The following is an 18,665-nucleotide window of genomic DNA, read 5'->3' as shown; positions in this document are numbered from 1 at the left end:
TGAAATGAAAAGCGTCTTTCTTGGATGCTGCAGCTTCTATGAAACATTCTTATCAACACTTCATTCACTTCTTGCTGAGAAAGGAGACAACTTTATGATTCAAGTAAAAGATATATACGGAAATTTACCCACACTAGAAACAGAAAGACTGCGCTTGCGGAAAGTTACCAAAAAAGATGTGCGTGACATGTTTGAATATGCCTCAAATGAAAAGGTAAGCAGATATGTAAATTGGGAAAAGCACCGAAAGCTTCAAGATACAAAAGAGTTTGTTTCCTTTGTTTTAAAGCAGTACAGCAACCAATCCATTTCTCCTTGGGCTATGGAAATCAAAGCCTTGAAAAAATGTATTGGCACCATTGACTTTGTCACTTGGAACCCTACTCATCGCATTGCGGAAATTGGCTATGCGATTTCTGAAGCATATTGGAATAAGGGGTTTGTTACGGAAGCAGCGGAAAAAGTAATTGCGTTTGGATTTGAAGAAATGGATTTAGTCCGTATTCAGGCGAGGTGCTTTGTTGAGAATGCCGCATCTGAGAAAGTGATGAAAAAAATCGGTATGTCTTATGAAGGAACGATTCGAAAAGCCATGTTTATTAAGGGAGCTCATCAAGACTTAAAGTTATATTCAATCTTGCGAGAAGAATATACGCGCAACGTGTAGAAAATGTATAAAATACTTTCCATAACATAGGCTAACTTCAACACTAACTCTTCCTTTTGAGGTGAACAATGTTGGAGCAAGCAATTCAGCATTTAGACTTAGCTGCACATGGTTTGTGGTTTCCTATTACCGTTAGTTTATGTTTATTTATTCTTGCCCTTATTTTATTTAAACGACAGCTAACTTGGCGAGATTTTTATATCACGTTTAGCGTAGTTGGATTTATGGGATGGCTTTGTGATGTGATCATTACGCGTGTTTTTAACGTGATTGATTTGGGAGATCCAAAAGTTACAGGAATTGGAGATATTGTAAGCTATACGTTTATTCCACCTTCCCTTTCCATTTTATTTTTAGCTTACTTAACTGCTAAAAATAAATGGGTTTTATCCCTTCTTTTTTGCGCTGGTTCACTACTTATAGAATACGGAATGATTAAAAGTGGCTATATGCATTTAAACGGCTGGTTTTTTATCTATTCAATAGCGGTATACTTTCTCGTTTATGCCTTTGTGCTGCCATGGCATATCGCATTTATTAAGTAAAAAGCGGATGTTGATTAACATCCGCTTTTTTACTATGCAATTACTTTCTGCCTGCTGAAATGCATATTTACGGCCGGTCATTTTATGCGTTGTGGTGATAAATGCGTGCGGCTATGTTCTTCAGGACGTGTAAACCCAATTTTTAAAAGAGCCGCTTCTAAATTTGCTTCTGTTTTCATTTGGTTAAAATCAATTCCTAATTTGACTACCGTTTGGGCAATTTCCGGTCGTATCCCCGTTATAATAGCTTCTACTCCCACCAATTTGAGAGATCGATGAATTTTAAAAAGATTGTCTGCTACCATTGTATCAATAATCACTACACCTGAAATATCCAAAATAAGATAAGATAATTGAAGGCTTGTCCCTTTTTTCAAGCAGGTTTCCATAATAACTTGCGAGCGGTGGGTATCAATTTCTCCAATAATCGGCATAATAGCGATTCCTTTTGTAACGGGTACGAGCGGAACTGAAAGTTCTTCTAGTGACGTATAAGCTAAATTCATCATATATCGATTATGCTCGTCATAAATTTGTCCAAAAACACATGTTACCGTATCTAAAAGTGGATCAATTCGTTCACTGACATGCAGCATGGTAATTGCAGCAAACTGATGCTCCTCTAGTTCTCTTGTAAATACATCCCAAATAACGCTGCGATAGATTGGAAGGATACCTAGTGCTTTTTCTAAAGGAATATTTTTTCCCACTGCGTATTTACCCGTATCAAGTGCCCATTCTTTAACAAATTTAAGTACAGCCTCCTGTTCTTCAAATAGAGCTCTCCCAAAGTATTCCATAATCGACACTCGCCACTTCAGAATTTTCTTTTCTTTCAATTCCTCTAGACTTAGCGTATGTGTAGCATCTAAACGTTCGGCTAATTTTTCTGACAAGCTATATTTATGTTCAAGAATCTTCTTTCCTATATACACGAGCTCCTCTTTCATAAAATACGTTCAGCTCCTCTTTTCTGCTATTTTTACTGCGTATATAACTTTGACTAAGCCTACTTACCCGTGCGACAATTGACTAGCCTTCCCAAGAATAACAAAAAAGCGGTTATTTTATGAATTTTCTTTCTTTTTATTATAGTGCCAGAGTAAGAGCCGCACAACTTAAAATTTGCTGCGGACAAAACTTATGCTTTCGTATAAAAAAACAATCCTGTTCCAATTGGAACAAGATTGTTTTTTTATATTCACTTTCTTTTATCTCACTTTATACCTGGAATAGCCAGACAACAATCGGTCCAAAAACCGATCCTAGTACAGCACTTAACGTCATTGATACTGAACTCATCGATACCGTTAGTTCACCGTATTCAAATGCTTTGGAAGTTCCTAGCGCATGGGAAGCGCTGCCTAGTGCAATTCCTTTTCCTAAAGAACTCTTGATCCGAATCCATTTTAAAAGTAGCGGTCCAAGAATCACGCCCGAAAAACCTGCGATCATAACAAATACCACGGTCATCGATGGAACGCCCCCTAGTCCTGTGGCAATTTGAATCGCTACCGGAGTAGTAATAGATTTAGGAATAATGGATAAAATCAGGCTTCGATCCACCCCAAATACTTCAGCAAACACAAGTCCGCTGATCATGCCTGCGAATAACCCTACAAATACCCCTCCAATAATAGGAACGCTGTACTTTACTAGCATCTCACGTTGTTTATAGAGTGGATACGCTAATGCAACAACTGCTGGTCCTAGAAGTGAATTAATCCATTTGCCTCCAATCATATACTCATCATAGGAAACATGAAAAGCAAGCAAAAGAAGAATAACGAATATGGTTGTAGTTAAAACAGGAATAAGAATCGGATAGGAGAACCGTACGTATACTTTTGCCATGACTAGATACAAAGCAACTGTAGCTACGATTATAAAGACCGCGATAAAGAATTCTTGCACTGTTGTTTCTCCTTTCGTTTGTTCGCTTTCTTTTCCAAAAGTTGGCTGGCAGTCCCTGCGGCGGCCATCGTAACAATCGTACTAAGCACAATAATTAAAAATAAAACCGCTCCGCTGCTTGAAAGAAGCGAAGGGTAATTCATCACACCAGCCATAGCCGGTATGAATAATAGCGGTAAAAAAGATAACAAGAAACTTGCTCCGTCTTCAATTATTTTGATGGGAACAACTTTGCACGTTAAGCAAATGAGCATTAAAATTAAGCCTATAATACTGCCTGGAATAGGCAGATGAAGCATATGGTGAACAGCTTCGCCAATCATAGAAAAAGCATAAAGAATCGCAATTTGTAAAATGATTCGTATCACTTTCATTGTAGGTCACTGTCCTATAGATAAAGAACAGCTGTCCTCCTCTCTTTATTTTGTCATGTTGTCTAACATTTAACTATATAAACACCTTTACTTTACCTGCTTTTACTTGTACTATACAACTATATATACATTTGTATTATACAAGTATATATTTCTTTGTCAATGAATGATTTTGTAAGGGGCGATTATGATGCAAAAAAAGAATTCAATTGAATTGATTGAATATGAACTTACTACCTTTATTAGACGAGCCGTCTATCTTGATAATTCCGAAAAAAAAATAGGAAACCTAGAAAGATCAGCTTATTTATTACTGCGGCAATTAGATGAATTTGGACCAGCTCGTGTAAAAGAACTGGCAGAAGCATTTAAACTCGACATTTCAACTCTTTCTAGACAGGCTGCTGCTTTAGAAAATAAAAAGCTTATTTCTCGCTCCTCTGACCCTTCGGATGGACGAGTCAGCCTCTTTGACATCACAACACGCGGGAAACAAATGCTGCAAACTGATAAGCAAATGCGTCTTGAACGCTATCATGGTATGTTAAAAAAATGGTCAAGTGAAGAAAAGGAACTGTTTGGCAAACTATTAATGCGGATGAATGACGCATTTATCGATTAAATAGAAACTCATGAAAATTAGGCTGCTGCTGCAAGGTGTTTGTCCCTGTCTCTTTTCTCTTTCTTGCATTTAATGTAAAGAGACTATTGAAAAGGATGTATGATTATGTCTGTTCCGAACAAACGGAAAGCCACACCCTGCCTCTTCCCCGGCTATAAATGGTGTGGTCCCGGATGCAGTGGTCCCGGATGTCCTGTAAATGATGTAGACTGCTGCTGTAAATACCATGATTTATGCTATGAAGATTACGGATCCTGCCGGTCGTGTGATGAGCAATTCCTTGACTGTCTTTGCTCCAAAGCAAATCCGTACAGTTTAAAAGGAAGACAGGCATACGCTATGTATACCTATATGCGGCTGAAGTTAGCTTTAAAACAATATGACTAAGCAGAAAAGAGGTGAATTAAAAAATTCATCTCTTTTTTATGCCTTTTTATTCGTATGAATCCAAAAGCGTTGAACAACAGCTCCGTCCTCTTCTATATAATCCTCGTCTTGTATACCACCGTTTGCCAAAATAGTTCGACGAGAAGCGGTGTTCCAATCATCACACACAACTAATGCCCGTTGAACTCCCAGCTTTTTAATTTCTTGAAGAGATAACCTCAGTAGCAGCTTCGCATATCCTTTTTGTCTTTCACTCGGCCGAATACCATACCCTATATGTCCTCCGCTGTTTCGAAGTATTTCACTTAGCTCATGGCGGATGTTAACTACCCCTATTACTCTTTCGTGATGCATTAGCCAGTAGGTGGAATCGGGTACATATCCTTTTTTTAATCCGATCCCTTTTTCTGCATCTAATAACTCTTGAACCATTTTTTCAAAGTAAGCAGGATCTTTAGCAATTACCCATGGAATCATTTTTTCTCCGCTTGCTTTCCATTCATGATAAAAGCTCATATAAGCCTTTTTATAAGCCGCATCCGGTTTCATTAAAACAGCAGTTTCCACGTACCTTCCTCCTTTTTGTTTATTATGTTTATACTACCGATTTTTCCCAACAAATGAAAGGGGATAATTTACGTGATGTGATCGTTGTATGAGCTTAGTTATAAGGTATGTAACAAAAAGCACTCAATGAATGTTCATTGAGTGCTTTTTGTTCTACTGCCGGTTGTTTAAATAAACTCCTTAAAGAACCTAGTTACTTTTGCAAGGGTATACAGTAAGGTACGCTTCATAACAGGCTCTTCTTTCTTTTGGATTTCAGGAGGTTTCACCCAGCGCTTGTGATTGGCAACAAGAATACTTTTATCCATTTTGTTTTCCATCGCCGTCGTCAACTCTTTTGCGAATTTTGGACTATCGATAATGACCATTGATTCGTTATTCAAAAATGTAGAACGGGAATCTAAATTAAAAGAGCCTACGGCGCTAAGTCTTTGATCATAAATCACAGACTTTGCATGGATCGAATAAGGTCCTTGGTATTCGTAAAGCTTTACACCTGTGTTCATAATCGTATCACGCATACTGATATACCCGGAAAAAGCCAACACATTGGGCGTAGATGTAACTGAATTTGTGAGTAGCGTCCATTGAACGCCTGGCTTCTTTTTCATGACTGTATACTTTCTCATCGCAGTGGTAGGCACCACATAAGGACTTTGAATAAGAACAGAGCGGTTAGCTCCTTCTGCTAGGTTAATAAACGTTTTCCACATAAAAGGACGTTTATTAAAGCGTTCAATTGGATTATGAATAAAAGAAACACGCTTTGTAGGAACGGTGGAAGCATTCCAATTAATCTTAGGCGTCGCAAATGTTTCTCCTACTTGCTTAGCTTTATCATATTGCTGTAGCAGCAAAGCTTTCATCCTCTTTCCCTGATCGACCTGGTACTGTGTGAGATGATGAAAAGCTTTTTTAGTGTAAGGATGAGTCCATAATTCATTTATATAATTTTGCATTTGAGTGATGACGCTGTCTTGTTTATGTTTGCTGTTTGTAATAAAGACATCACGATCATAGACGAAGTCTGGAGGAGGCTTTTTAGCCAAATATTTGTCTCCTATATTCCGTCCCCCTATTATGCCTAGCTGTCCGTCTACAACCATTATTTTATCATGCATACGATTTTGCCACGCCCAAGGTTTAAACAATTGAAACGGCTCGTAATAGTTCACTTCAATATTAGGATGTGAAGCTAATGCATAGAGCACGCCTCTTCGGTTTCCCCGTAAGCCGTTAGCTATCCCATCTAAAAGAACGCGAGTATGGACGCCTCGATCAGCTGCTTTAAAAAGAGCGGCCATAATTAAATCAGTTGACTCTCCTTTTCCTATTGAGTAATAAGCAATATCAATCGATTTCTCAGCTTCTTGAATCATTTGAATACGAACTCTTCCTGCCTCATAACCATCTTCAAGAAGTCTCACTCGGTCCGTAGACTCACTGTGACCAAAAAAGCTAGCCGATTTAATTGAGGCCGTTTCCTCTCCTGTTTTTAAAGGTACATAAAAGAGAACCACCGCCGTTATAACCACATAAAGAATATATAAAGATAAAATAATAAGTAATCCTTTGAATGCTATTTTTATCATCGCAACTCCAGCTTTTTGTCTTTTTCTGTTATGGTTCACAAATAATGATCATTACATGCAAGAAACTGCTTCCTTGATTGCTTTGCGCTTTGTTCTTTTGACACATTTATTTTTTCTGATTCACTATTTGTATAGTATGCTTGTACATATCATAGAAAAAAGGATGATGTTGATGGAGGAATATTCTTTTCGTTTTCATATTACAGATTCTTACCCTTTGCAAAATGAAAACGATAAAATAGAAGCTGTTGTACGCACCAAAATCAAGCATGGGGAGCGAGGATGCTTGTATGAGGGTTATCTCCGTGTTCATATCACTAAAATCGGGGTGTTTCCTGTAGCAAAAGATATTGCTGAAGCGATTGGCGTTCGTTCGCTTCGTCAGCAATTAGCGGCCGAATTAAAAAGATACGTACGGCCGCACCGCAATTTTTTATAACTTTATCCAAACATTTGTCCAAGTGGACTTTCATCTGCAATAATATCTTGAATAGCATAGATAGAAATTGGAAAGTAAGGAATTCCATATACATAAGGAGCCAGATCATACAGCTGATAAAATAGTACAAGTGATTTATCGGCGATATAAAAATCTTGATCTGGTTTAATTCCTTTATATTCTCCAAGAACCATAATATCACGCTCTTTTATTTGCTCTCCTACTATTTTAGAAAGAACACTCACGTAATCACTGTCTTTTTTAAATAAATCTTTTAGTTGATACGTTTTTCCAGTCAGCACATTAAACGTTAACGGAACTACCACGGTCAATCCGTGCGCTCCCCCGGAATAAGCAAAATTGACGAGCGTTAAGCTGAGCACATTTCGCTCGTTTGTTTTCAACTCATAATAACCCGTTTCTTCTGTATCCGGATTTGCTCCATATCCCTGCTGACGTATTAATTCATTCGTACGCTGCAAGATTTTACTGTTAATGCTGTGCTGAACAGCTGGATTAGTCAAATGAACAGCTGGATAGTAAACGTTTAACTTTTTCTTCACCATTTGTTGAGAATATACCGTTGCAGGTAGCGTAACCATGGCTTCCTCCTCTTTCTATACAGATTGTTACATTCTATTCTTTTAGCTTTCATTCCATTACTGAAGCAAAAAAATCCCGTGCATATACGCACGGGATTTTTAACTTTTTATTATTTTACGCTGTTAATTGTTTTAGCAGCGTCTACCGTATTTTTTAATAGCATTGTGATGGTCATCGGACCAACGCCGCCTGGTACTGGTGTGATATAACCTGCAACTTCTAAAGCCGCTTCGTAATCAACATCACCAACGAGTTTACCATTTTCCATTGTGTTGCCTACATCAATTACAATGGCACCCGGCTTAATATCATCTGCTTTGATAAGTCTAGGTTGTCCTACAGCTGACACAAGAATATCAGCTTGTTTTGTTAAAGCAGATAAATCTTTTGTGCGAGAGTGAGCAATTGTTACCGTTGCACTTTCTTGAAGTAACAGCATGGATACTGGTTTACCAACAATATTGCTTCGTCCAATTACTACCGCATGTTTACCTGAAATTTCTTCACCTGAACGTTTAATTAACTCAACGATACCGTGTGGTGTACATGGTAAATAGCACTCATCGCCAATGACCATATTCCCTACGCTTACTGGATGGAAGCCATCTACATCTTTTTTAGGAGATACAGCATTTAATACTGCCTTTTCATCAATATGTTTTGGTAATGGAAGTTGAATAAGAATACCATGAACAGATGGATTTCCATTTAAGTGATGGATTTCGTTTAAAAGCTCTTCTTCAGTAATCGTTACGTCGCGTTTGATAATTTCAGATGCAACACCGATTTCTTCACAAGCCTTTGCTTTTGCTTTTACATATGATTGCGAAGCAGGATTTTCTCCTACTAAAATCACGGTTAAACCAGGAACGATACCTTTTGTTTTTAATTGAGCTACCTCTTCTTTTAATGCGGCGCGCAGTTCTTGCGCTACTTCTTTTCCTTTAATTACTTTCGCTGTCATGATGCTTTTTGCTCCTTTCAACTGTAGCCATTTAATAAATGTACGAATTATAGTTATTAATCTAACACAAAAGTTCGGTTTTGTTCAATATTTTTATTATTTTTATTTTAAATAGATGAAAATAAATAACAAATAACGTATATTCCTTTCTTATCGTACTATAATATTTTGCATTTACCAAAGCTATTTTTATTCAAATGGTGCTTTTCCAAATTAAAAACCGCACCTTCGGCACGGTTTTCAACGATTTATTTTTCTGTTGATATGCTTTTCTTGGTAGTCAACGGCAGCACGTCTTCCTCTGTTTTTAGATCCTTTACATGCATTTCCTTGAGAGGCACACTTATTTTCTTATTTTTCGGAGGTTCTTCAAAGTTCTCCACCCAATCACATAGCAGTTCAAATCCTTGATACACATAAGGCAGGAGAGGCTGAAGCTTTCGATCTGGGTCAATTTGATGATTCCATACTAAGCTATCAATGTGGTTTCCATTTTCAATTACATAGTGACGATGAAGGTGCTGCTTACCAGCATCTTTTACCAGTTGTTCATAAGGATAAGCATGAATATCCGGAAAAATAAGAGCATCTAACGACCCTGTAATGCTTATCAACGGAACGGAAATATCACCTGTATTTTCAATTTCACGAACTTTTTGCTTAACATCTTGCGGTCTTTCTTGATAATCATACTTTTCAAAAATAGAATCTAATGAACGATCTCTAACTCCGTTTTCAAAAAGCGTCAAGTATTTTTGCCACGGAATGCTTCCAGGTGCTTGACTGTCAAACTCATCTCTATATATATTAAGCGTTAAAAACCAATAATACTGGTCATGATATGGCCATAAAAACTCAGATCCTTTTGGCAACCCTGCTTGATACAACCGGTGCAAAGCTTCTTTTTGCGATTCACCTACCGTATACAGTGCTTCTTCCGCATGATTTACAACAGGTGTTAGGGAAGTAATCAAGTTATCGTGATCAGCTCGCCACATAACCCCTTCCCATTCAACCCCTCCATTAAAAAGCTGAGGCTCTTCATTTTTCCCATCGTTTTCTAAAGCATAGCGAACAACATAACCCCCATTAGAAATACCTAAAGCATACGTTTTTATATCGAAATATTCTGTCACTTCTTTTTGAAGTTTGTGACGATAATTTTCAAACAAAAATCTCTGAGCAATTTTTGTCACTTCCCGGTATTGAATATGCCATTTTCTAATGGAGTCTTCTTCTTTGACTAGAGCGTTCTTTGCTTTAGCAAATGGATCATCTCTCACTTCTTCTCCCTGTGTCCCTTTATCAGAAGCAGCAAACGCAAACCCTTTTGCCAACACATAGTCGCTGAACAGTAAATCCGTTGATTTCTCATCTCTGGTAGCTGGAACTCCCGACATAACTAACTTTCCATTCCAGTCATCAGGAATTCGAATGAGAAATTTACCACCGTCAACTTCACCTTCTACTTGAACGCCCGTTATTTCTTCAGGCTGATACATGTAATACCATCCATTTTTTTCTTCTTTTGTTCCCCAATAGATAGGAGCCAGCCCAATGTTCCCATAGGCAGTCGCTGCTTGAAATTGAAGAGGATTTTTAGTCGTTAACCAGTTTCCATACTTACCGTCAAACGTTGTGATATTCAAGTGATAACCTCCATTCACATTTGCTTTTGAAGACAATCTTCGGGGACTGTACACGCATAATTTTAGTTAAATATTACCATCCATTTCTCAAAAAGTACATTAAAACGCCTTTCTTGCAGAAAGAAAGTAGACATTTATCACATCTGTGCCCATAGTGCCGTATAATATTGAAATTTATTCAAAAAAAGGAGTGTCAATGACTATGAGTTCGTTTAATTCTTCAAAACTCTCTACGACTCTCATTCCCCCTGCTACTTCCTCCTATCCGGTTTCCGGAAGAAAATATACTCTTACTCATTCTGATACAACGGGTCAGCTTTTTTTAAGCATCGGATGCTCATATAACAACAAGGCGATAGATAAAAATATGCGCGATGAAGTACTAGCTGCTCTTCACGTAACAGACCGAAAAGCAGTTATTCAAGGCGAAGTTTTTGTTAGTGGAGGTGAGTTCAGCCGCGAGCAAGCACAGCTTCGTTATCACATTTTCCGCCGGGAGCTTCCGCTTGCTTTAGAAGCAATATTTTACGGAGACCAAGCGTTTTTTCAACATTATCCAGACCTGCTAAATACACCGATTTACATTTATTTTGTATCGACTTATCAAGAATTTAGAGGGTGGTCCTATTATCAAACCCCTAAATTTTATTTAAAACAAACATGCAGCAGCTAGCACTCTAGTGCATAAACTAATGGGAAATGAACGAGGGAGGTGTGAATGTCTCATGTACAATCAATGGGTTTACCCTTATATGCCGCGCTACTACCATCCAGTGGTTCCTACTACGAATGAAAATTATTTAGAACCTTATAGATACAATGAAGACTTATTTTCTTATATCCTGCATGAGGAAGAGGAAGTTAGATCTACACGCGATGTAGACAGAGTGATGAAAATTTTAAAACGCCAGTATCAGTCCATCTACAGAGATGCTCAACGAGGCGGGATGGATAGCAAACTAACAGAATACTTATTTCGTTCCATTGTAAGGTTTGTTGATGATAACTATAACAATTACAGCGGATCTATTAACGAACGCGTCGAAAAAGCCGCGCGACAGCTGAAAAAACGTGATCCCTGGATATTTGAACTTTTTAACTTATACAGCGTTTCCCCCGCTTCACAAGTTCGAATTACTAACACGATTTTAACCGTTTCATTTGAAAATTTACGCAGAGGAAATGACGTATCAAATCCTAGATAAACAAAAAACCGCCACAATTGTGACGGTTTTTTGTTATGGTAATACAGTTGCTCCCATTAGATGGCTATCAACTTGTTTAGCTACTTCACGACCTTCATGAATAGCCCATACGATTAAACTTTGCCCACGACGAGCATCACCAGCAGCAAAAACACCTTCAACATTTGTTTTGTAATTTCCATACGCTGCATCTACGCGACGATTTTTCGTTTCAACACCAAACGCTGATAGAACCGGATGCTCTGGACCTTCAAACCCAATCGCAATAAAGACAAGCTGAGCTGGCCATACTTTTTCTGTTCCTGGAATTTCGGTAAAGATGTACTGTCCATTTTCACCTTTTACTTTTTCCATTTGAACCGTATGAAGTTCTTTCAGATTGCCTTGCTCATCTGCCAAGATTTTTTTCGTTTGAATTGAATATTCACGTGGATCGTCCCCAAATTTCGCCTGTGCTTCTTCATAAGCATATTCAAGATTAAATACATGTGGATATTCAGGCCACATATTATCTGCCGTACGCTCAGCAGGAAGCTGAGGATGTTTACCAAACTGAACAACACTGCGACATTTTTGACGAAGAGCAGTAGCCACACAGTCAGCTCCCGTGTCTCCGCCTCCAATAACAATAACGTCTTTTCCTTCAGCATCAATAAATTGACCATCTTTGAAGTTAGAGTCTAAAAGGCTTTTTGTTGAAGTTGTTAAGTAGTCCATTGCAAAGTGAACTCCTTTTGCTTCACGACCTTCTAATACTAGATCTCTTTGCTTCTGAGCTCCTGTACACAAAATAACAGCATCATATTGTTCTTTTAACTCTTCAGCAGTAATGTCTTTTCCAACTTCCGTATTCGTTACAAAATCAATACCTTCTTGTGTCAATAAGCGAACACGTCTTTCCACTACTTCTTTATCTAGCTTCATATTTGGGATTCCATATGTTAATAAACCGCCGGCACGATCTGCTCTTTCATATACCGTTACTGAATGACCCGCTTGGTTCAGCTGATCTGCGCTCGCTAAGCCTGCTGGCCCAGAGCCAATAACAGCAATTTTTTTGCCTGTTCTTTTCTCCGGAATACGCGGAGTAATCCACCCATTCTCAAAGCCTTTATCAATAATAGCGCGTTCGATATTCTTAATCGAAACCGCTGGATCTGAAATAGCAAGCGTACAGGAACCTTCACACGGAGCAGGACAAACTCGTCCTGTAAACTCCGGGAAGTTGTTCGTTTTCATTAAACGCTCTAAAGCTTCTTTCCAGCGCCCTTTATAAACTAAATCATTCCACTCTGGAATTAAGTTATAGATTGGACATCCAGAAGTAAAAGCATTAATATCCATTCCCATGTGGCAAAAAGGTGTACCGCAATCCATACATCGTGCTCCTTGACGGCTTAGCGCTTCATCAGATAAAGGAGCAGCATACTCTTTCCAATCACCTAAACGTTTTAACGGGTCACGTTCCTTCCCTTTTTCACGTTTGATTTCCATAAATCCTGTTGGTTTTCCCATCGTACTCTCCCCTTTCTTACTGAGCTACCGCTTCTTGTTGTTTTGCCGATGCTTTCTTTTCTTGTTTTGCATTTTCCTCAAACGCACTCATAGCTGCTTCTTCTTCCGTTAATCCAGCTGCTTTTTGCTCTTCAATGCGATTCATCATGCGTTTATAATCATTCGGAATCACTTTTACAAATTTCGAAAGCGATTCTTCCCAATTTTCTAATACAAATGCTGCTTTATGACTGTCAGTATATTTCAAATGATTTGTAATCATCTCTTTTACTTCTTCTGCTTCTTCTCCTTTTAAGCTCTCAAACCCAATCATGTCTTTATTACAAAGGTTTTTGAATACTTCTTGATCATCAGCAAATACGTAAGCAATACCGCCAGACATTCCTGCACCAAAGTTTTTACCTACATCACCTAATACGACAACACGTCCGCCAGTCATATATTCACAGCCATGATCGCCAATTCCTTCAACTACTACGTTCACACCGCTGTTACGAACCGCAAAACGTTCTCCTGCTAGCCCGCTAACATAAGCTTCACCGCTTGTTGCACCGTAAAACGCCACGTTCCCAACGATAACATTTTCACCTGACACAGCTGTTGTTTCCTTAGGTGGAGCAACAATGATTTTACCTCCTGATAATCCTTTTCCGATATAATCATTTGCATCTCCAGTTAGATACATAGACATCCCTTTTGGAACAAATGCACCAAAACTTTGTCCTGCAGAGCCAGTGAATCGAAGAGTAATCGTATCTTCTGGCAGACCTTTCTCACCGTAACGTTTTGTAACTTCACTTCCTACAATTGTTCCAGCTACACGGTTAATATTAGAAATTGGCAGTTCTAACTCAACTTGATACTTGTGCTCGATTGCTTGCTGTACCGCAGGCAAGATTTTTTGCATATCAAGAGATTGGTCAATTTTATGGTTTTGAGGTGTTTTAAAGGTACGTACACCTTCAGCTTGATATAAAAGAGTTGTTAAGTCTAAGTGCTGCGCCTTCCAGTGATTTTTCGCACGTTCGCTAACGCTCAATACGTCTGTACGTCCAACCATTTCATCCACTGTTTTAAATCCAAGTTCAGCCATAATTTCGCGCACTTCTTGTGCAACAAATTTCATATAGTTAACGATGTGATCCGCTTCTCCTAGGAACTTTTTACGAAGTTCTGGGTTTTGTGTCGCCACTCCAACTGGACATGTATCTAAGTGACATGCACGCATCATGATACAGCCTAAAACAATTAAAGGGGCCGTAGCAAAACCAAACTCTTCTGCTCCTAAAAGTGCTGCCATGACTACATCTTTACCCGTCATTAATTTCCCGTCTGTTTCAAGCACTACCTTTTCGCGAAGACCGTTTAACATAAGCGTTTGATGAGCTTCTGCTAAGCCAAGTTCCCACGGTAGTCCCGTATGTTTAATACTTGTTTTTGGAGATGCTCCCGTACCTCCGTCGTAACCGCTAATAACAATAACGTCCGCTACTCCTTTTGCTACTCCGGCAGCAATCGTTCCTACTCCTGCTTTTGAAACGAGTTTGACGCTGATTCGTGCATCACGGTTTATATTTTTTAAGTCATGAATAAGCTGTGCTAAATCTTCAATCGAGTAAATATCGTGGTGTGGAGGAGGTGAAATTAAGCCTACTCCTGGCGTTGATCCACGCACATCTGCTACCCATGGATATACTTTGTTTCCTGGAAGCTGACCGCCTTCTCCGGGTTTTGCACCTTGTGCCATTTTAATTTGAAGCTCATCCGCATTCACAAGGTAATGACTTTTCACTCCAAAACGGCCAGAAGCAATCTGTTTAATCGCACTGCGGCGATTATCTCCATTTTCATCCACAGTGTAGCGGCTAGGATGCTCGCCACCTTCTCCACTGTTACTGCGTGCGCCTAAACGGTTCATCGCAATCGCTAATGTTTCATGAGCTTCTTGACTTAAAGATCCAAACGACATAGCACCTGATTTAAAACGTTTTACAATCGAATCAACTGATTCCACTTCATCAATGGAGATAGATGAGCGCGTTCCATTAAACGAGAATAGGTTGCGCAAGAAACCGATGCGTTCTTCATTAGCCGATTCAGAGAATTTTTTAAATAAGCTGTAATCTCCCTTACGACAAGCCCACTGCAGCGTGTGAATTGTTTTTGGATTAAACGCATGATGCTCGCCCGTATGTCTCCACTGGAAGTCGCTTCCTGACTCTAACGTTTGCTCAATTGTTTCAACATAAGCATTGTCATGACGCGTTTTCGCTTCTTTTGCAATAACATCTAAACCGATACCGCCAAGCTGCGAGGCAGTACCTGTAAAATATTGCTCGATAACCTCTGCACTGATTCCAACTGCTTCAAAAATTTGTGCGCCCCGATAACTTTGCACCGTTGAAATACCCATTTTAGACATTACTTTTACGACACCTTCAGTAACGGCTTTTACATATTTCTCAACAGCATAGTCATACGATACGTTTAGCGTACCTGCGTTAATTTCATTTTGATATGTTGCAAAAGCAAGATATGGATTAATTGCGTCTGCGCCGTAACCAATAAGCGCTGCAAAGTGGTGCACTTCACGCGCTTCTCCTGTTTCCACTACAATGCTCGCCTTTGTACGGTTTCCTTTTCGCACTAGGTGCTGGTGCAGCCCGCTGACCGCTAATAAAGCTGGCATAGCTACAGATTGAGCTCCCACTTCACGGTCTGTCAGAACAAGAATGCTAGCGCCTGCGTTAATTGCCGCTTCAGCTTCAGCAAATATGCGATCAAGATCTGCTTTTAAATCATTTGTAAACACAGCAGATATAACAGCACTTTTGAAATCTGGATGAATGGCAGACTTCAGCTGATGAGTTTGATCGTTTGTTAAAACCGGCGTCTCAAGCTGAATTCGATGAATGTTTTCTTTGGTTGGATGCAGTAAATTCCCTTCTGCACCAAGCAATGTCATTGTCGATGTAACCAACTGTTCACGAATAGCATCAATCGGTGGATTCGTTACTTGAGCAAACAGCTGCTTAAAGTAATTGAACAGCGATTGAGGACGATCGGACAACACGGCTAATGGAGTATCGTTACCCATTGAACCAAGCGGATCTTTTCCTTCTGTAATAACTGGAACTAAATATTTATGAATATCTTCATACGTGTAGCCAAATGACTTCTGGCGAATAACCAAATCATCGAAGTATTCAGATTTTTCTCCCTGCACTTCTGGCAACGTTACCAGCTGTTCATCTAACCACTCTTGATAAGGCTCAGCCTGTGACATTTCAGATTTAATTTCTTCGTCTGAAATAATTCGGCCTTCCTCTAAATCGATTAGAAGCATTTTACCTGGACTTAAACGATCTTTATATAACACATTTTCATCTTCAACATCAATGACGCCTACTTCTGATGAAAGTATGATGTAATCATCTTTTGTAACATAATAGCGAGCTGGACGTAAACCGTTACGGTCTAAAATAGCACCGATTTGCTTTCCATCCGTAAACGAAATAGCAGTCGGACCATCCCATGGCTCCATTAATGCGCTATGATACTCATAGAAAGCACGTTTTTCTTTTGACATGTGCGGATTCTCAGACCAAGGCTCTGGAATAAGCATCATCGCTGCATGCGCTGGCTTGCGGCCGGCCAATACAAAGAACTCTAGCGCATTATCTAACATAGATGAGTCGCTTCCTTCAGCATCTAAAATTGGAAGAACCTTCGGCAAATCCTTACCAAATGCGTCCGAAACAAACTGCTGTTCACGCGCTCTCATCCAGTTTTGATTACCGCGAAGCGTATTGATTTCACCGTTGTGAATTAAATAACGGTTTGGATGTGCTCTTTCCCAGCTTGGGAACGTGTTTGTGCTAAAGCGAGAATGCACTAAAGCAAACGCTGAAGTAAAGTCTTCATCTTGTAGGTCAAGATAAAAAGCATCAACTTGCTCAGGCGTTAATAACCCTTTGTACACAATTGTTCTGCTTGAAAGACTCGTGAAATAAAAACGGTTTTGACGCGCCTGCGCCCAATTTTCCGCTTGCTTGCGAATAACATACAGCTTGCGTTCAAACGCTAAGTCATCTTGAATACTGTCATTTGCCCCAATAAATACTTGTCGTACGTACGGACAGCTTTCTTTTGCAACTTTTCCGATTTTTCCGACATTTACAGGTACAGTTCTCCAACCTAGTAACGTTTGTCCCTCTTCTTCAATTAATTTATTAATATAAGCTTCGATTTCTCGGCGCTCGTCTTCGTTATTTGAGAAAAAGATCATTCCAACTCCATAACGACCTTTTTCTGGCAAGTTCAATTCAACGCATGTCTTTTTAAAGAACGCGTGTGGAATTTGTACCATTAATCCAGCTCCATCTCCTGTTAGCGGATCGCTTCCCTGTCCGCCTCGATGGTCAAGCTGGCAAAGCATATTTAGTCCTTTTTTAACGATATCATGTGACGCTACGCCTTTCAATTGAGCGTATAGTCCGATTCCACATGCATCGTGCTCAAATTCAGGACGGTAGAGACCTTGAGCTTTTGGCATTTGATTGTATGTCATCTTCTTCTCCCCCGTTCGTTTTCTTTATCTTTTTAAGATCACCTGTTTACATTGTAAGTTTTCAAATCAATATAAACAATATATAATTTAGATAAAACTAATCTAATTTTGATATATATAGATGGAGGATGCTTATGGAACTGCGTCAATTACGCTATTTTATGGAAGTTGCAAAAAGAGAACACGTATCTGAGGCGGCAGAATATCTGCATGTAGCTCAATCAGCAATCAGCCGTCAAATCGCGAACCTGGAATCTGAGCTAGGTGTTAGTTTATTCAAACGCGAAGGAAGAAATGTCAAGCTAACAGCAATAGGAAAAGTCTTTCTTGAGCATACGGAGACGGCTATGAAAGCTATTGACTATGCGAAAGAACAAATTGATGAATACTTGGATCCCGAAAGAGGGACGATTAAAATCGGATTTCCAACAAGTCTTGCTAGTCACCTTCTTCCTACTATTATATCAGCCTTTAAAGAAGAACACCCAAATGTTGCTTTTCATCTTAGACAAGGTTCGTACAAATTTTTAATTGAATCGGTTAAAAAAAGAGATATTAATATCGCTTTTTTAGGCCCTGTACCTGTAGAGGACCAGAGTATAGAAGGGCATATTCTATTCACTGAAAATCTTTTAGCCCTTGTTCCTTCTCATCATCCGCTCGCTGAACGGGACAACATCCGGCTGCGGGATTTAAGAAATGAAAATTTTGTGCTGTTTCCAAAAGGATTCATTTTACATAAAATGGCCTTTGATGCTTGCAAACAAGCAGGATTCATGCCTAATATTTCATCTGAAGGAGAAGATTTAGATGCGATTAAAGGTCTTGTATCCGCAGGAATTGGCGTCACGCTTCTTCCTGAAAGCACAGTGTCTGAAACGACTCCTCGTTTCACGACTAAACTTCCTATTCATACGCCGCAGCTTCAGCGTACAGTCGGGATGATTATTCCTAGAAACCGTGATTTAGCACCTTCTGATAAAATTTTTTATAAGTTTGTCAAAACCTTTTTTGAACGGTTGGAGCAGTATAAATAAGAGAGGCCCCCTGCC

The 18,665-nt window shown here is 39.2% G+C and carries 18 protein-coding genes; 8 read left to right on the top strand and 10 right to left on the bottom strand.

Annotation, left to right across the window (positions count from 1 at the left end; genetic code table 11):
- Nucleotides 1–94: 94 nt before the first annotated feature.
- Together ACOZIR_RS19700 and ACOZIR_RS19695 are read left to right on the top strand one after the other, a co-directional pair.
- On the top strand, nucleotides 95–667 hold the full coding sequence (locus ACOZIR_RS19700) for a GNAT family N-acetyltransferase (RefSeq protein ID WP_045290551.1): 573 nt from the start codon (nucleotides 95–97) through the stop codon (nucleotides 665–667).
- 68 nt (nucleotides 668–735) lie between these two features.
- Nucleotides 736–1,212, top strand: coding sequence for a hypothetical protein (locus ACOZIR_RS19695; RefSeq protein ID WP_328120383.1), 477 nt, complete (start codon nucleotides 736–738; stop codon nucleotides 1,210–1,212).
- Nucleotides 1,213–1,289: 77 nt separating this feature from the next.
- Here ACOZIR_RS19695 and ACOZIR_RS19690 read toward each other — a convergent pair whose 3' ends face one another.
- The 3 genes from ACOZIR_RS19690 to ACOZIR_RS19680 form a co-directional block, all read right to left on the bottom strand.
- Nucleotides 1,290–2,162, bottom strand: a complete 873-nt coding sequence (locus tag ACOZIR_RS19690) for an STAS domain-containing protein (RefSeq protein WP_421535764.1) — start codon at nucleotides 2,160–2,162, stop codon at nucleotides 1,290–1,292.
- Nucleotides 2,163–2,433: 271 nt separating this feature from the next.
- Nucleotides 2,434–3,126 carry an LrgB family protein gene (locus ACOZIR_RS19685; RefSeq protein ID WP_028413552.1) on the bottom strand — a complete coding sequence of 231 codons (693 nt, stop codon included), beginning with the start codon at nucleotides 3,124–3,126 and terminating at the stop codon, nucleotides 2,434–2,436.
- Complete coding sequence (locus ACOZIR_RS19680; RefSeq protein WP_033578834.1) at nucleotides 3,096–3,500, bottom strand: CidA/LrgA family holin-like protein; 405 nt, start codon at nucleotides 3,498–3,500, stop codon at nucleotides 3,096–3,098. The genes ACOZIR_RS19685 and ACOZIR_RS19680 overlap by 31 nt, the downstream gene beginning before the upstream one ends.
- A 190-nt stretch (nucleotides 3,501–3,690) precedes the next feature.
- Between ACOZIR_RS19680 and ACOZIR_RS19675 the strand changes: the two genes are divergently transcribed.
- Nucleotides 3,691–4,122, top strand: coding sequence for a MarR family winged helix-turn-helix transcriptional regulator (locus ACOZIR_RS19675; protein WP_045290558.1), 432 nt, complete (start codon nucleotides 3,691–3,693; stop codon nucleotides 4,120–4,122).
- A 99-nt stretch (nucleotides 4,123–4,221) separates the two neighbouring features.
- Nucleotides 4,222–4,509, top strand: a complete 288-nt coding sequence (locus ACOZIR_RS19670) for a phospholipase (RefSeq protein WP_306385328.1) — start codon at nucleotides 4,222–4,224, stop codon at nucleotides 4,507–4,509.
- Between the two features lie 36 nt (nucleotides 4,510–4,545).
- On the opposite strand, the gene ACOZIR_RS19665 is transcribed toward ACOZIR_RS19670, so the two are convergent.
- Nucleotides 4,546–5,058, bottom strand: coding sequence for a GNAT family N-acetyltransferase (locus ACOZIR_RS19665; RefSeq protein WP_328120404.1), 513 nt, complete (start codon nucleotides 5,056–5,058; stop codon nucleotides 4,546–4,548).
- A gap of 185 nt (nucleotides 5,059–5,243) precedes the next feature.
- Nucleotides 5,244–6,668, bottom strand: coding sequence for a phospholipase D-like domain-containing protein (locus ACOZIR_RS19660; RefSeq protein WP_421535763.1), 1,425 nt, complete (start codon nucleotides 6,666–6,668; stop codon nucleotides 5,244–5,246).
- A 172-nt stretch (nucleotides 6,669–6,840) separates the two neighbouring features.
- On the opposite strand from ACOZIR_RS19660, the gene ACOZIR_RS19655 reads away from it, so the two are divergent.
- Complete coding sequence (locus ACOZIR_RS19655; protein WP_328120387.1) at nucleotides 6,841–7,107, top strand: diaminopimelate epimerase; 267 nt, start codon at nucleotides 6,841–6,843, stop codon at nucleotides 7,105–7,107.
- A 2-nt stretch (nucleotides 7,108–7,109) separates the two neighbouring features.
- On the opposite strand, the gene ACOZIR_RS19650 is transcribed toward ACOZIR_RS19655, so the two are convergent.
- The 3 genes from ACOZIR_RS19650 to ACOZIR_RS19640 all read right to left on the bottom strand — a co-directional run bounded on the left by ACOZIR_RS19650 (nucleotide 7,110) and on the right by ACOZIR_RS19640 (nucleotide 10,323).
- Nucleotides 7,110–7,709 (bottom strand): DUF3298 and DUF4163 domain-containing protein, encoded by a 600-nt coding sequence (locus ACOZIR_RS19650; RefSeq protein WP_328120388.1) that lies wholly within the window; start codon nucleotides 7,707–7,709, stop codon nucleotides 7,110–7,112.
- A gap of 110 nt (nucleotides 7,710–7,819) precedes the next feature.
- Nucleotides 7,820–8,674 (bottom strand): bifunctional methylenetetrahydrofolate dehydrogenase/methenyltetrahydrofolate cyclohydrolase FolD, encoded by an 855-nt coding sequence (gene folD, locus ACOZIR_RS19645; protein ID WP_029714058.1) that lies wholly within the window; start codon nucleotides 8,672–8,674, stop codon nucleotides 7,820–7,822.
- A 248-nt stretch (nucleotides 8,675–8,922) separates the two neighbouring features.
- A complete protein-coding gene (locus tag ACOZIR_RS19640) occupies nucleotides 8,923–10,323 on the bottom strand; it encodes a tannase/feruloyl esterase family alpha/beta hydrolase (RefSeq protein WP_045290569.1) in 1,401 nt (466 codons plus the stop codon).
- Between the two features lie 202 nt (nucleotides 10,324–10,525).
- Here ACOZIR_RS19640 and ACOZIR_RS19635 point away from each other — a divergent pair, with 202 nt between their 5' ends.
- Both ACOZIR_RS19635 and ACOZIR_RS19630 read left to right on the top strand, forming a co-directional pair.
- A complete protein-coding gene (locus tag ACOZIR_RS19635) occupies nucleotides 10,526–10,996 on the top strand; it encodes a staygreen family protein (RefSeq protein ID WP_071275045.1) in 471 nt (156 codons plus the stop codon).
- A gap of 52 nt (nucleotides 10,997–11,048) precedes the next feature.
- Nucleotides 11,049–11,528 (top strand): hypothetical protein, encoded by a 480-nt coding sequence (locus ACOZIR_RS19630; RefSeq protein ID WP_328120389.1) that lies wholly within the window; start codon nucleotides 11,049–11,051, stop codon nucleotides 11,526–11,528.
- A 33-nt stretch (nucleotides 11,529–11,561) separates the two neighbouring features.
- Here ACOZIR_RS19630 and gltD read toward each other — a convergent pair whose 3' ends face one another.
- Together gltD and gltB are read right to left on the bottom strand one after the other, a co-directional pair.
- The gene (gene gltD / locus ACOZIR_RS19625) at nucleotides 11,562–13,043 is read right to left on the bottom strand and encodes a glutamate synthase small subunit (protein WP_421535762.1); all 1,482 of its coding nucleotides are present in this window, start codon (nucleotides 13,041–13,043) and stop codon (nucleotides 11,562–11,564) included.
- A 16-nt stretch (nucleotides 13,044–13,059) separates the two neighbouring features.
- Nucleotides 13,060–17,613: a glutamate synthase large subunit gene (gene gltB / locus ACOZIR_RS19620; RefSeq protein ID WP_421535761.1), complete on the bottom strand. Its 4,554-nt coding sequence runs from the start codon at nucleotides 17,611–17,613 to the stop codon at nucleotides 13,060–13,062.
- A 134-nt stretch (nucleotides 17,614–17,747) separates the two neighbouring features.
- Between gltB and ACOZIR_RS19615 the strand changes: the two genes are divergently transcribed.
- Nucleotides 17,748–18,650, top strand: a complete 903-nt coding sequence (locus tag ACOZIR_RS19615) for a LysR family transcriptional regulator (protein WP_029714063.1) — start codon at nucleotides 17,748–17,750, stop codon at nucleotides 18,648–18,650.
- Nucleotides 18,651–18,665: the final 15 nt, after the last annotated feature.

The organism is Priestia sp. D3YE.R1 (assembly GCF_049199565.1).
In the GTDB taxonomy this organism is placed as follows: domain Bacteria; phylum Bacillota; class Bacilli; order Bacillales; family Bacillaceae_H; genus Priestia; species Priestia aryabhattai.
The sequence above is the reverse complement of the archived record's forward strand: the minus strand, read 5'-3'. Positions and strand labels throughout refer to the sequence as shown.

Coding starts and splice junctions, on each gene's coding strand:
- ACOZIR_RS19675 (WP_045290558.1), top strand. CDS start 3,691: ATGCAAAAAAAGAATTCAATTGAATTGATTGAATATGAACTTACTACC.
- gltB (WP_421535761.1), bottom strand. CDS start 17,613: ATGACATACAATCAAATGCCAAAAGCTCAAGGTCTCTACCGTCCTGAA.
- ACOZIR_RS19655 (WP_328120387.1), top strand. CDS start 6,841: ATGGAGGAATATTCTTTTCGTTTTCATATTACAGATTCTTACCCTTTG.
- gltD (WP_421535762.1), bottom strand. CDS start 13,043: ATGGGAAAACCAACAGGATTTATGGAAATCAAACGTGAAAAAGGGAAG.
- ACOZIR_RS19695 (WP_328120383.1), top strand. CDS start 736: ATGTTGGAGCAAGCAATTCAGCATTTAGACTTAGCTGCACATGGTTTG.
- ACOZIR_RS19700 (WP_045290551.1), top strand. CDS start 95: ATGATTCAAGTAAAAGATATATACGGAAATTTACCCACACTAGAAACA.
- ACOZIR_RS19665 (WP_328120404.1), bottom strand. CDS start 5,058: ATGAAACCGGATGCGGCTTATAAAAAGGCTTATATGAGCTTTTATCAT.
- ACOZIR_RS19615 (WP_029714063.1), top strand. CDS start 17,748: ATGGAACTGCGTCAATTACGCTATTTTATGGAAGTTGCAAAAAGAGAA.
- ACOZIR_RS19670 (WP_306385328.1), top strand. CDS start 4,222: ATGATTATGTCTGTTCCGAACAAACGGAAAGCCACACCCTGCCTCTTC.
- ACOZIR_RS19690 (WP_421535764.1), bottom strand. CDS start 2,162: ATGAAAGAGGAGCTCGTGTATATAGGAAAGAAGATTCTTGAACATAAA.
- ACOZIR_RS19650 (WP_328120388.1), bottom strand. CDS start 7,709: ATGGTTACGCTACCTGCAACGGTATATTCTCAACAAATGGTGAAGAAA.
- ACOZIR_RS19680 (WP_033578834.1), bottom strand. CDS start 3,500: ATGAAAGTGATACGAATCATTTTACAAATTGCGATTCTTTATGCTTTT.
- ACOZIR_RS19660 (WP_421535763.1), bottom strand. CDS start 6,668: ATGATAAAAATAGCATTCAAAGGATTACTTATTATTTTATCTTTATAT.
- folD (WP_029714058.1), bottom strand. CDS start 8,674: ATGACAGCGAAAGTAATTAAAGGAAAAGAAGTAGCGCAAGAACTGCGC.
- ACOZIR_RS19630 (WP_328120389.1), top strand. CDS start 11,049: ATGTACAATCAATGGGTTTACCCTTATATGCCGCGCTACTACCATCCA.
- ACOZIR_RS19635 (WP_071275045.1), top strand. CDS start 10,526: ATGAGTTCGTTTAATTCTTCAAAACTCTCTACGACTCTCATTCCCCCT.